8 protein-coding genes are annotated in these 13,178 nt (G+C 46.6%); 5 read left to right on the top strand and 3 right to left on the bottom strand.

The window, feature by feature from the left end; all coding sequences use genetic code 11:
- Positions 1-492 precede the first annotated feature (492 nt).
- Positions 493-1,572: a PIN/TRAM domain-containing protein gene (locus K4039_RS07990; protein ID WP_265234619.1), complete on the bottom strand. Its 1,080-nt coding sequence runs from the start codon at positions 1,570-1,572 to the stop codon at positions 493-495.
- Between the two features lie 373 nt (positions 1,573-1,945).
- Here K4039_RS07990 and hemW point away from each other — a divergent pair, with 373 nt between their 5' ends.
- The 4 genes from hemW (at position 1,946) to K4039_RS07970 (ending at position 5,998) form a co-directional block, all read left to right on the top strand.
- Positions 1,946-3,313, top strand: coding sequence for a radical SAM family heme chaperone HemW (hemW, locus tag K4039_RS07985; protein WP_265234618.1), 1,368 nt, complete (start codon positions 1,946-1,948; stop codon positions 3,311-3,313).
- 226 nt (positions 3,314-3,539) lie between these two features.
- Positions 3,540-3,800 carry a hypothetical protein gene (locus K4039_RS07980; protein WP_265234616.1) on the top strand — a complete coding sequence of 87 codons (261 nt, stop codon included), beginning with the start codon at positions 3,540-3,542 and terminating at the stop codon, positions 3,798-3,800.
- A 115-nt stretch (positions 3,801-3,915) separates the two neighbouring features.
- Positions 3,916-4,188, top strand: coding sequence for a DUF1830 domain-containing protein (locus K4039_RS07975; protein ID WP_265234615.1), 273 nt, complete (start codon positions 3,916-3,918; stop codon positions 4,186-4,188).
- A gap of 256 nt (positions 4,189-4,444) precedes the next feature.
- Entirely contained in the window at positions 4,445-5,998 is a 1,554-nt protein-coding gene (locus K4039_RS07970; RefSeq protein WP_265234614.1) for an FAD-binding oxidoreductase, read from the top strand.
- Between the two features lie 279 nt (positions 5,999-6,277).
- On the opposite strand, the gene K4039_RS07965 is transcribed toward K4039_RS07970, so the two are convergent.
- A complete protein-coding gene (locus tag K4039_RS07965) occupies positions 6,278-7,147 on the bottom strand; it encodes a lipid kinase (RefSeq protein ID WP_265234613.1) in 870 nt (289 codons plus the stop codon).
- A 216-nt stretch (positions 7,148-7,363) separates the two neighbouring features.
- Between K4039_RS07965 and K4039_RS07960 the strand changes: the two genes are divergently transcribed.
- Positions 7,364-8,725 carry a HEAT repeat domain-containing protein gene (locus K4039_RS07960; protein ID WP_265234612.1) on the top strand — a complete coding sequence of 454 codons (1,362 nt, stop codon included), beginning with the start codon at positions 7,364-7,366 and terminating at the stop codon, positions 8,723-8,725.
- A 346-nt stretch (positions 8,726-9,071) separates the two neighbouring features.
- Here the strand turns inward: K4039_RS07960 and K4039_RS07955 are convergent, their stop codons facing one another.
- Positions 9,072-12,470 carry a PAS domain S-box protein gene (locus K4039_RS07955; protein ID WP_265234611.1) on the bottom strand — a complete coding sequence of 1,133 codons (3,399 nt, stop codon included), beginning with the start codon at positions 12,468-12,470 and terminating at the stop codon, positions 9,072-9,074.
- Between the last annotated feature and the right edge of the window lie 708 nt (positions 12,471-13,178).

Raw genomic sequence — 13,178 nt, 5'->3', positions numbered from 1 at the left:
TCGAAAAGTATAAAACCTTACGATTGATTGAGAATTGCTATCGATCGTGATCAGAATGTTCGGTAACATTTTTAAAAGAGCGGACTGCGGTGGAAACCGCCCAAGGGTGAAATGATGTCCGAGGGAGGGACTCAGGAAGAGAACGTAATTTATGTGTTAATCAAGAAAGAGTTAATAGTGTTTTTGCCGAAATACAGATAGGCTATGGGTGCTTCCTCGTTTCTAAATATTGATATTATTGAACCGCGAAGACGCGAAGCACGCGAAGCAAGAGAAAAGAAGAAAAAGAAGAAGCTGATTATTTTTCCTTGCTGGCTTTCCAAGTGCCGCCGTAGAAGTAAAAAGGATTATTTTTACTTACTGATTCCCAACATTTAAGACACAAAAAAAACCACTGCCCCGACTCGTCATACCGGGCGCGGTAGAGAGTCGAGGCAGATTGGAACGATCGCAAAATTTAATCCTAATTGCCCTAGCCATTGTTTGCGAGTTTCAAGCAATAGCGGACTCTTGAGGGCGGGCGAAAATCATGCGGCCTGCGCTGGTTTGCAGGGCGCTGGTGACTACCACTCGTGCTTCGGCACCGACGTAACTGCTACCTGCTTCTACGACAACCATTGTGCCATCATCCAAGTAACCGATGCCCTGAGAGGGTTCTTTGCCTTCTTTGCGGATTTTTAGTTCGATCGTATCTCCGGGCAAATAAGTCGGGCGAACCGCATGAGTCAAATCGTTGATATTCAAAACCGGTAGTTTTTGGACGGTAGCTACTTTCGATAAGTTGTAATCGTTGGTGAGCAAAACGCCGTCTATCTCCAAAGCGAAGCGGACTAATTTAGCATCGACTGTAGCTATATCTTCGTAGTCAGCAGAGTGAATTTGAATCCGTTCTGGATATGTTTCTTTGATGCGGTTGAGAATATCTAACCCGCGTCGCCCGCGCACTCGCTTTTGATCGTTGGCGGAATCAGCTACCAGTTGCAATTCTTGCAGGACGAACTGTGGGATAATAATTTGACCTTCAAGGAAACCTGTTTCTAGTAGGTTTTCAATCCGACCATCAATAATGCAGCTTGTATCGACAACTTTGGCAGCGGCTGGTTTGAAAGTGCCTTCGGCTACCAACACCGTGTCTAAGCTTTTGGGGTTGATCAGTCGCAAGAAAGCGCGGCCGTGAGTGTCGGTTAAGCTAACACCTGTGAAGCCGAACATGACGCTTCCCAAGACTGCGACTAGAGGTTTGATGAAGCCGAATTCGCGGGGGATTGGCAGCAGGAACAGCGGAGCCAGCATTAAGTTCGCGACTAGCAGTCCGATGATTAAGCCGATCGCCCGCGTCAGCAGCATCTCCACCGGCATATCGCGGACTTGTTTTTCCAAGCGTCGATAGGTTGTTTGAGCCACTAATCCCATCACGAAGCCGATTAATGCTCCAAACGAACCTAGTACAGAACTTAAACCTTGTATATTTGTAACTTGCTCCAGCAGATTGCTCGGCAGGAGTTCGACTCCGTAATAGCCGATGCCTCCGCCTGCGATTATGAATGAGATAATTATGATTGCGTCTAGCATTAGTTCTAGGTTAATGAATTTGTTTACATTATATCTTTACAGTGCTGATAGTTTTTTCCTAGTTGCGATCGGATATCGCTATATTTACTTAGAGATTTTCATTAATTTATATTTCGCGCTTGTACCATTTGAGGGATCTGCGATAGAGCCTTCGGGCATTCAGCGCGCCCGATTAGCTCTGATAAATTGGTACCAACGGCCCAGAGAGCGGTCAATTCGGGAATTACTGCTACTCAAAACCGATTGCGGTTAAACTGGAAAAGCTCATCCGTGACATTGTGCTTTTATTAAAAATTCGTCATAATATACATAATTATTTATGACAGTTTAATTAAAATTTTAGATTTGAACTGGCAAGTTGGGCTAAAAAGTAATGGACAATACCACAGATTATTTAACATTTGAATTTAAAAAAAGTGTGCAAGCAGTAAATTGGGGGACTCCCAGTTCGGCTTACCTGCACATACCTTTTTGTCGCCGTCGCTGTTACTACTGCGATTTTCCGGTTTTTGTGGTGGGCGATCGCAAAAATGGCGAAAATTCCGGCACAATCGTGCAATACGTTGCCGCACTGTGTCAAGAAATTCAAGAAACTGAAAATTTCGGCGCGTCTCTGAAGACAGTTTTTTTTGGTGGCGGCACGCCTTCACTGCTTTCTGTTGGTCAATTGAGCCAGATTTTAGAGACTCTCGACGAAAAATTTGGGATTGATGCTGGGGCGGAAATTTCTATAGAAATAGACCCTGGTACTTTTACTTTAGAACAGTTGCGGGGATATGCAGCGGCGGGAGTAAATCGAATTAGTTTGGGAGTGCAAGCTTTTCAGGATGAATTGCTGCAAGCTTGCGGGCGATCGCACTCGGTGGCCGAAATTTTTGAAGCAGTAGAAATAGTGCGATCGGCTGGGATTGTTAATTTCAGTTTAGACCTAATTTCGGGATTGCCGCACCAAACTTTAGAACAGTGGGAAACTTCCCTAAAATCGGCAGTAGAAATTTGCCCGACTCATCTGTCGAGTTACGACTTAATTGTGGAACAGGGAACAGCTTTCGGGCGGTACTTTGAAGCAGGCGCGCAGCCGTTACCAGCAGATGAAACCGCTGCTGAAATGTACCGTTTGGCGCGCTCAATTTTGACTGGGGCTGGCTACGAACATTACGAAATTTCTAATTACGCTAAGCCCGGTTATCAGTGTCGCCACAACCGCGTTTATTGGGAAAATCGCCCTTATTACGGTTTGGGAATGGGGGCGGCTAGTTACGTACAAGGCCGCAGGGTGACAAGGCCTCGCAAAACTCAAGAATATTATCAGTGGGTGCGATCGATCTCTGCCGTCAATTCTCCAGCTACCCCAAAACTTAGTGGGGAAACCCAGCCAGATATTAAGCGAGAAATTGAGCAAAATTTTCAAGTCTCAGAAAATGACATTTTGTTGGAAACGCTGATGCTAGGTTTGCGTTTAGCAGCAGGAGTTAGCCTGTCGGCGCTGACTGAAAAGTTTACTCAGCAAACGGTTGATAAAATTTGGCGTTGTTTGCAGCCCTATTGGCGACAAGGATGGGTGGAAATTGTGACGGTGGATGGGGCGATTCCCTACGGGATAGATCCGCTTCACGCAATTTTAGGCGAGGCCGGGAAACTGCCACTTTCGGGCAATTTGAGGTTGAGCGATCCCGAAGGTTTTTTATTTTCTAATACAATTTTAGCCGATTTGTTCAGCAAGTTAGGTGAGGATAATTAGCTCTGTCTGAGGAAGTATATCCCCAGCAAGCGCGATCGGCCCTAAAGCCGGGGCCGCCAATACCACCGAAAGGAAATTCAATTGCTCCCTAGCTTGATCCTGTCAAAAATAATATATTTTCTATCGATCCCTACACAAAACTTAAAGGCGAACTAAGCCTTGAGATAGAGGCCACGACTGCACTCCAGCCGTCATACTTAAGACTGAACATTTAAAAAGTAATTTAATGAACACTTTAACTATCGAGCGCAACCAAACCCAAAACCAGCCCTGCCTTGTAATTAGCGATCGCGTTGGCAATCTGGCTTCCAAGTGTAATTTTTGCGGTCACTACCAACAGGCAAGAGGTTCAGTCGGTCACTGTCAATTGTTGAACGCACCTGTGAGGGGAGGATGGAAATCTTGCACTTTAGCAATGCCTGCTTTTGCACCTTCTTGGGAATACGTGGAAGGCGCTGATATTTCCACGGCGAAATTGATTAATTAACCCAAACAATGTAAAAAAAAAATGTATAAAAAATTGTGTTTTAACTGGGAATATGCTATATTTATTCTAGGTTCGTCGCCGATCGCTCGCACAATTTCACAAACAACTTAAAAATATGAATTTGACACTAAATGAGGTAATTTGCGAAGGTGATACGCGCATTTTGTGTTGGTATCTGAATAATACCAGCAAAGTACAAATTGCTCGGATCACAAATATACCTAATTGGTATTTTGAGCGGACGGTATTTCCGGGGGAACGTTTTTTGTTTGAAGCATTACCAGAAGCTCAGTTAGAAGTTTGCAGGTGTGCGGAGACGGGTGCTATTGTGTGCGATGGAATTTTGTGCGATCGGCTGCGAGTTGAAGAATTAAGCGCGGCTGATTGAAAATGATTCCCCAGACTTAGTAGCGAGGGGTAGAAACCCGGTTTTTTTCAGAAACCGGGTTTTTGGGTGTGATGATAAAAACTTAATCTTGCACGCACACCTCAGAAACCCGGTTTCTTCGTCTATTTCTCGTTACGAAGCCCAAAACTCGTAGAAACCGGGTTTCTTGCCCCATGCGCATCAGCCCTGAGACTGTCCGAAATGTTGATCTAAGTTAAATTATATAAAATCCACCACTGTTTAATACTAAAACCTGATGTCCCTCACCGAAAAAATCCTCTCCCAAGTGCCGGGAGATGCCCTTGGAGGCCTGCGAAAGGTCGATCGACTCTGGGAAAACCTCAAACAAAACACCGCACCAGCACCCCAAGCCGTCAAACACAGCCAACAACCCCTAGAAACCCTCGATTTCGACATAGTTATCAGCGGCGGAACCCTAGGAATATTAATCGGTACAGCCTTAGCCGTGCGGGGTTGGCGAGTCGCCTTACTCGAACGCGGCATCCTGCGAGGGCGCGAACAAGAATGGAACATTTCTCGCAAAGAATTAGACGCATTCCTCGAACTAAATTTGCTGACGGCTGCTGAGATAGACAAAGCAATAGCCACCGAATACAACCCAGCCCGCATCAGCTTTACCAACACCCCCGACATCTGGGTGCGCGACGTACTCAACATCGGAATCTATCCAGTTTACCTCCTCGAAACCCTCAAACAAAAATTTATCCAAGCCGGAGGCAAACTATTTGAAAATACACCATTTAAAACAGCAACAATTCATCCCAACGGAGTTCTCGTAGAATCCGAAAATACCGAAAACAATTTATTTGCAACTCGATTATTATTAGATGCAATGGGACATTTTTCGCCCATTGTCCGCCAAGCCAGACAAGGCAAAAAACCCGACGCAGTATGTTTAGTAGTCGGCAGTTGCGCCCAAGGATACCCCAACAATGAGACTGGCGACATATTTGCATCCTTCACCCCAATGCAAAATCAATGCCAATACTTTTGGGAAGCATTTCCCGCTAGAGACGGGCGCACCACTTACTTATTTACCTACATAGACGCTGACACAGAAAGATTCAGTTTAGAAACATTATTTGAAGAATATTTGCGCTTGCTGCCCGAATATCAAAACGTCGAACTCGAACAGTTAAAATTCCAAAGAGCACTCTACGGATTCTTTCCCTGCTACCGCCAAAGCCCTCTAAAAATGCCTTGGAATCGGATACTTCCAGTTGGAGATAGCAGTGGTAGCCAATCGCCCCTCAGCTTCGGTGGTTTCGGGGCAATGGTGCGCCACCTCAAACGATTAACTTTCGGAATTGACGAAGCTTTGACAAGCGAAAGTCTCGACAAAAATTCCCTGGCACTTTTGCAACCTTATCAACCCAATTTATCAGTCACCTGGTTGTTTCAGCGTTCGATGAGTGCTGCGATGAATCAAAAAATAGATCCCAATCAAATCAATCAACTTTTGGCTACTGTATTTCAGGTAATGGAAGAGTTGGGAGAACCAGTGCTCAAACCGTTTCTTCAGGATATCGTGCTGTTCCCGGCTTTGTCAAAAACTTTGTTTAAAACAGCAATTAGCCATCCTGGATTAGTTTTGAAAATTATCCCGCAGGTGGGAATAGCTAATTTACTTGATTGGATGATTCATTATGTTAATCTAGGGATTTATACGGGATTGCAGCCTTTGGGGAAAGCGGTAGAACCGCAGGTGAAAAATTTAGGTGTGGAACAGCAATATTATTTTCACCGATTAGTTGAAGCGTGGGAATACGGCGCTGGAGGGGATTATTAATTCTCAGTAATTTGATTTTTAGAAGACTGGGCGGTTGAAACCGCGTCTATACAGACAAAACCCGGATGGTGCGCGGGTTGAAGAAGCGGCGGTTAAAATTCAATACGGTTCACTTAAGACTGTTGGGTCTATCAAACCATGTGAAAAATATATACTGCGATTGCTAACACGCGGACGTTCTCTTCGGACAAAAAAGCGTTAAGTGAACGGCTTATTCCACAAGAAAATTAATTTTTTGTGGAACGGGCATCTTGCCCGTCCCTAATAAGCTGTTGTGAGTTATGCAGGAGCGATAACTGCTAAAGCTTGGGGAATTACTCGGAATTTTGCAGGTGTGTGAGTTGTGATTTCACCGTCGGTATTAATCCGACGGCGCTTGCTAGTATTAATCTCGATTTCTTGAGCGTGCAAGGCGCGAACGTTTGGCCAACTGCTATGATTTCCTTGTCTCATCGCTGGCAGCAAAGCAATGATTTCCCACCAATGTTGTGTTTCTAAACTGTACAAATCTAGTCGTCTGTCGTCGATTGTGGCATCTTCGGCAACTGTCATGCCACCGCCGTAATAGCGACCGTTGCCAATGGCAATCTGAATTGTTTTAACATAAAAACATTGGTTATTTACCTTAATTTCTGCTCTGAATGGTCGCGATTTCAAAATTGTTTGTAAAGCAGTAATCGCATAAGCTAAAATTCCCCAGCGCTGCTTCACATCTTTAGTCAACCGCTGGGTAATTTGCACGCTCAATCCCAAACTTGCCACATTAAAAAAATGCTGTCCGTTTACCCAACCTAAGTCTATGAGGCGAACTTTACCTCTGGCAATTACTTGGCAAGCTGCGGATAAATCTGTAGGGATTTCGAGAGTGCGGGCTAAATCGTTAGCAGTTCCCATTGGCAAAATACCGAGGGGCAATTTAGTGTCGATTAAACCTTCGATGGCGCAGTTTAGTGTGCCGTCGCCACCGCCGATGATGACTAATTCGACTTGATTTTTGTAGCGCCGAATTGTGTCGGAAAGTTCGTCGGGGTGGTTGGTAGATTCTACAATTAACTCAAAGCCTAGTGATTGTAATTTTATAGTGGCTTGAGATAATGATTTTTGCCCTTTTCGGGAGTGCTGGTTTACTAAAAGTAGAGCTTTTTTCATCTGGTAATTTCAAATTGGGGATATTGAGCGTTTTAAATTACGAAAAGTATAGCTTGATTGCTTAACTGTATGAAATTAATGCTTGATTTCCATTTTGCCAGTTATGATGGATTGACAAAAATGTCAAAAAATGGATAATTTTAGCAGAATATAGCTGAAAAGTATTTTTCATTCTCAGCTAGCTGTCATCTACCTTCTTGAAGCTAAATTAAAATTATGTCTAATATTGTAGAACAAGCGCAAGCTGCTGCCGATCGCCAAAACTGGCCTCTTTTAGTCGAATGCTTGCAGCAAGTGACAGCCAAGGGCAGCCAACAGCCGGAACAACATATTTTAGAGCAAGCTGTCAGTTTAGCAATCGCAGCCTTAGAATTGGGGGATTTTCAAGACCGCTGGGAAATTGCTAAAGTATTGCCTAATCTGGGAAATGGCGCGATCGCACCTTTAATCGCCCTGCTCGAAGACGAAGACGCAGACACCGAGCCCCGGTGGTTTGCCGCCCGCATCCTCGGAAAGTTCGATCGCCCGGAAGTGATACCAGCTTTAGTAAAATTAATCGAAAATTCCGAGGAAGAATTGAGCCAAATTGCGGCGGAAACCCTCGCGAATTTCGGCACGACAGCCATAGAATCCCTAGCAACTCTCTTACAGCAGGAAGACTCGCGACAGTTTGCCACAGCAGCCCTCGCCCAAATTCGCCGCCCCGAAATTATCGCACCGTTGTTGAGTGTCGTCAAAGATTCTCAAGTTGCGGTGCGGGTGGCTGCAATCGAGGCGCTGAGTAGTTTTCACGACTCCCGCATTCCGCCGATACTGGTAGGTGCGCTCACAGATGTGGCGACATCAGTCCGAAAAGAAGCGGTGCGAGCTCTGGGAGTTCGTGCTTATTTAGATGCAGAATTGGATTTAGTTAAGTTGCTTAAACCTTTGCTTTGGGATATTCGATTAGAAGTTTGTCAGGAAGCGGCGATCGCGATCGGGCGACTGAAAACCGATGCAGCAGCGGCTGCTTTATTTGAATTGCTGCGAAACCCCGCAACTCCCCTTGAATTGCAAATCGAAACTGTGCGCGCCCTAGGCTGGAGCGAAACCGCAGTTGCTTTAGAATATTTGCAAACTGCGCTGATTGGGCGATCGCCTTTTAACGTACAACCGGGCGAATTCACAAATAGCGATCGAGTGCTAACTACCAGCGAATCTTTGCAAATTCATAACATTAATCCTGCTGTTTGTCAAGAAATTGCCGCTGTTTTAGGGCGAGTGGAAAAGCCGGAGTTAAAAGTAAAAGCTGCTGAAATTGCGATCGGTTTGCTGGAGGGGAATCATCCGGCGGTGCAGCCTGCCAAAATCAAACAATCTTTAGCTTTAGCGTTAGGACAATTAGGAGATATCAGAGCGCTAGACGTGTTGATTCAATTGTTAGCTGACGGCGATAATAGTGTCAGGCTGCACGGCGCGGCAGCGCTCAAACGGCTTGGTGCGGCGGAGGTGCGGCAGCAATTAGAAAGTTTAGTTAAACAAGAAAGTCTCGAACCAAGATTAAAACAAGGAATGGCGATCGCCCTGCAAGAATGGTAGGAGAATTAGCAAAGACGGCGAATTAGGAAAGACGGCGAATTAGGAAAGACGGCGAATTAGGAAAGACGGCGAATTAGGAAAGACGGCGAATTAGGAAAAGACGGAGAATTAGGAAAGACGGCGAATTAGGAAAAGACGGAGAATTAGGAAAAGACGGCGGTTGAAACCGCGCCTACACAAACGATGTCCGCCTCCGCGGACTTAAGAGGATAAGATAATTTCAACCGGATATTCTTCAACCCGCGGAGGCGGGTTTTGTCTGTGTAGGCGCGGTTTCAACCGCCGTCTTCTTTACCAGCCAACAGTCAACAGTCAACAGTCAACAGTCAACAGTCAACAGTCAAATTTACCTACGATCGATCGGCAATCGCACCCCGAAAGTCGAGCCGAGTCCTTCCCCAGGACTTTCTGCCCAGACATTGCCACCGTGGAGTTCCACGAGATGGCGGACGATCGCCAATCCCAGTCCCAGCCCGCCGTAATGGCGCGTAGAACTGCTGTCAGCTTGGCGGAAGCGATCGAACACAAACGGCAAAAACTCCTTGCTGATGCCAATTCCCGTATCGCTAAAGGCGATCGCCAGAGAGTGAACCGGAGACAGAGACAACATAGCGCTATCGGGCGATCGCGGTTCCCCCTCTTCCGAGAGCCTGATTTCCACGCGCCCCCCCGGCGGCGTAAACTTAATCGCATTCGAGAGCAAATTCCACACCACCTGCTGCAAACGAATAGCATCGCCCCTCAAAATTCTCACCCCTTCGCCGTAAAAACTCACCAATTCAACTCCACCAGCTTCAGCATCAGGACTCAGCGTCTTCACTGCCGTTTCTAGAATCGGCACCAAATCCACCGGGCGCAGCTTCAAACACACTTTACCGCTCACAATCCGGGAAACGTCCAGCAAATCCTCAATCATCTGAGTCTGCAACCGCGCGTTTCGCTCAATAGTCTCCAAACCCACAGCCATTTTTTCGGCACTCAACTGGCGCTGCCGCAGTATTTGGGCCCAGCCCAAAATCGCGTTCAAAGGTGTCCGCAACTCGTGAGAAAGCGTTGCCAAAAACTCGTCTTTAATCCGATTGGCTTCCGCAACTTCCCGGTAAAGCAGCGCATTATCGATCGCCACCGCCACATCCCGCGCCAAATCCGAGAGCAAAACCAAATCGCCGTGCTCGCAGCGGCGGCCGGACTCTCCGCACAGCAGCGAAATCGCTCCCAGAGTCCGCCCGCGAGCGATCAGTGGCACGCAGATTGCTGATAGCGGGGCTTGCGATCGCAGCACGAACAGCAGATCCCTGTCTGGTACAATGGCCTCGATCGCCCAATCCGGTATTTCTGAGTAAAGCTTCGACTCCCCAGTCCGCAGCACCTTGGCTACTCCGTGTCGTCCATCGGGGTCTACGGGCATTCGGCGGTCGATTTGCCACAATAGAGCCACTTTGCTCGGATCACTGTGAGCAACTGCTTGCAAGCGGATCGAGCCGTCAGCTTCGATTAAGTGCACGCAGCACCAATCTCCCAGCCCTGGCACTGCTAAATCTGCCAAACCTTGCAGCGCTTCCTGGTAATCGAGGGAAGCCGAGGACAGTAAAGCTAAGGATCGGGCGCGGAAATCGGCTGTTTGGGCCGATCGCTGGCGATCGTCAATATCTGTACAAGTCCCGAACCACTTGACGATGTTCCCAAGAGCGTCCCGCACCGGCACTGCCCGACCCAGATGCCAGCGGTAAGCCCCGTCAGATGACCGTTTAAAGCGGTATTCCACCTCATAAGTCCCCCCGGTCTGCACCGAGTAATTCCAGCGTTCTAGGCAATTTTCCAGGTCATCTGGATGCAAAACTGGCTGCCACCCCCAGCCTTGAGTTTCCTCTAGTGTCAAGGCCGTGTATTCAAACCAGCGTTGGTTATAGTAGTCAACCCAGCCGTCGGGCAAAGCAGTCCAAACTATTTGCGGGATGGCTTCAGCGAGGACGCGGTAAAGATGTTCGCTGGCTTCGGCTTCGCGGCGGGCGGTTTGTTCCCGCGCTAAGGCTAGATTCCGCTGTTCTTCGGCTAGTTTGCGATCGCTGATGTCGCTAATCACACCGATCCATTTCCAGGGATGGCCTTGTTTGTCAAGCACTGCTTTTCCCCGATCAATCCAGTGGAGCAAGCCGCCGCCCTGGCACTGCACGCGGTATTCCTGAAAAAATGGGGTAGCAGAACGGTTTGACGCGCTTAAATAGCGATCGACCGCAGCCTCGACTCGATCGCTATCTTCCGAATGCAAGATACTGTTCCAAGCTGCTCTCGTCCTGGGAAATCCACCTTTTTCGTACTCCAAATGTTCATCTACGTGACCGAACCACAGCACAATACCAGTCTCGATATCCCATTCGTAAATCAAATCGCTGGCACTTTCAGCAGCAATCCTAAACCGCTCTTCAGACTGTCGCAGCACTTCCATAAACTTAAAGTGTTCCGTCACGTCCAAAACCAGACACAGCATCGATATTAACTGTCCAGAATCGCTGTAAAAAGCCGAATTGTACCACTCGCAATGCACCAGCGCACCCGACTTATCATAATTGCTATTGTGAACAACATTGCACGGAGCCTGTTGGTTCTTTAAACTATCAATTGCCAATTGTACATCTTCAACATCGCCGTTTGAAATAAAGTTCCATTCGCTAAAATGCTTGCCTAAAACTTCTGTCGCCTTCCAGCCAAAAATCTTCTCGGCAGCCGGAGACCACCCGCTGAGTCGAAAATTTTCATCCCACTCTATCACTGCTAAAGGCGTATTTTCAAAATGAGAAGTCAGTTTTTGCAGCGCGTCGCGCAGGGATGCTTCTACTTGCTTGCGCCTAGTAATATCGCTAAAAGAAATAGCAATACCGTCGCCCAATTTAACAGTCATAATCCGAAACCAGCCGACAATGCCTTCGCTGTTGTAAGAAATCTCGGTATCGAGGGGAATTCCTGTTTCTACAACTTGCACGTAACGATCGAACAAACCGCTCTCTTGATGACCAGGCAGCACTTGCAGCAATCGGTTGCCGGTTAATTCTTCAGGAGTGCTCTGCTGAATTTTTGCCGCTGCGGGATTGACGTATTCCCATTCAAAATCCACAATTGTGGAGCCGTCGCGAATGCTGCGGAACACGTTAAATCCGTCTAGAGATAATTCCTGAAAAGCCCGAAAGCGTTCTTCGCTTGATTGCAGCTTTCGGGCAGTTTCAAGTGATAATTCCTCGACTCGCTGGCGCTGCGCTATTTCTGCGAGCAATTGCTGGTTAATTTGCTGGAGTTCGGTGGTGGGGGAGGCGGCGGGATTTTTAATGGTAGAGTTGGCTTGCGGTCGATCGACCTTTGCACTTCCCAGCGCTGTATTTGCTGCTAATTGTGTCGCCCCAGCCGCAGCCAACACTTGAGAAAGCGATGGCATCAGTTCCGCGACAGCCCACAAAGAGATGATAGCGGTAATGGCGGCGATCGAACTTGAGAGCAAGTAGCTGGGATGCACCAGCATCCAAACTTGCATCAGGTGAGTTGTCCCGCCGCAGAAAAACCACGCTCCCAATAGGATAAACCCTTTGCTCAAAAGCACATCATGCTGCTTCCGGGCAAAGTAGTATATCAGCATCGCTGGAATTGAATAATAGGACAAGGCAATTAACAAATCGCTGACCGCGTGCAGTCCCATTAGCTGAGGTTGCCACTCTTCCAATCCATCTTGGGGAATAAATTTGTAGTTAAATGACATAATCTTTAGAGATAATTGCAGCATTTCGCCTTTCCTGTGCGATCGATCCTACTTGCACTTGTCTTGCTGACCCGCCAATTCCTAGTTTATACAAAAACCAACAGAAAATAACAGTGATTTTAGGTAGAGCATGAAAGTTCATCGGAGGTTTCATTCAGGCGGCAATATTCGGACACTTATTGACAACAATAGGAATAGCGAGGTACTATAAGAGTCAAAGATGTCCCATAAGAAATGCTATTTCTTGAGTTTTAACCTTCCCAACAAATAAGTTAGTTAGCACAATTAATGAAGCGAATTTGACTGTGCAGTTCATTAAAGCTGTTTAGCTACAAATTTAAAAATTTCGAGCAAGCTTAATAAAATCGCTTTTTTGATAAATTTACCAACTCATAAATGGATTAAAAATTGGATAATTAGAGGATCGAAATCTAATTGGGCTGAATAAATTCTGCCCGATCAAGTTAATTCGTAGAGCCAAGCATCCGCGCCTCTGGCACCACAATCAAAACTCGACCTCTTGCACTCATTTACAAATTATCTTGAAATTATCTGGGTTGCATCTGTGTCCATCTGCGGTTCCTGTATTAATCAAAGATTTATGCAATCCTGTCTACTAATCTGTACCTGTATCAAGGTGTACTAAATTCTTCTACTAAATCGGTTAATCTCTCTGATGATCTCCGAGTCAAATTTCTGAAACCATCT

The organism is Lyngbya sp. CCAP 1446/10, from assembly GCF_026130175.1.
Lineage (GTDB): Bacteria > Cyanobacteriota > Cyanobacteriia > Cyanobacteriales > Microcoleaceae > Microcoleus.
The sequence above is the reverse complement of the archived record's forward strand: the minus strand, read 5'-3'. Positions and strand labels throughout refer to the sequence as shown.

Coding starts and splice junctions, on each gene's coding strand:
- K4039_RS07980 (WP_265234616.1), top strand. CDS start 3,540: ATGAACACTTTAACTATCGAGCGCAACCAAACCCAAAACCAGCCCTGC.
- hemW (WP_265234618.1), top strand. CDS start 1,946: ATGGACAATACCACAGATTATTTAACATTTGAATTTAAAAAAAGTGTG.
- K4039_RS07960 (WP_265234612.1), top strand. CDS start 7,364: ATGTCTAATATTGTAGAACAAGCGCAAGCTGCTGCCGATCGCCAAAAC.
- K4039_RS07965 (WP_265234613.1), bottom strand. CDS start 7,147: ATGAAAAAAGCTCTACTTTTAGTAAACCAGCACTCCCGAAAAGGGCAA.
- K4039_RS07955 (WP_265234611.1), bottom strand. CDS start 12,470: ATGTCATTTAACTACAAATTTATTCCCCAAGATGGATTGGAAGAGTGG.
- K4039_RS07970 (WP_265234614.1), top strand. CDS start 4,445: ATGTCCCTCACCGAAAAAATCCTCTCCCAAGTGCCGGGAGATGCCCTT.
- K4039_RS07990 (WP_265234619.1), bottom strand. CDS start 1,572: ATGCTAGACGCAATCATAATTATCTCATTCATAATCGCAGGCGGAGGC.
- K4039_RS07975 (WP_265234615.1), top strand. CDS start 3,916: ATGAATTTGACACTAAATGAGGTAATTTGCGAAGGTGATACGCGCATT.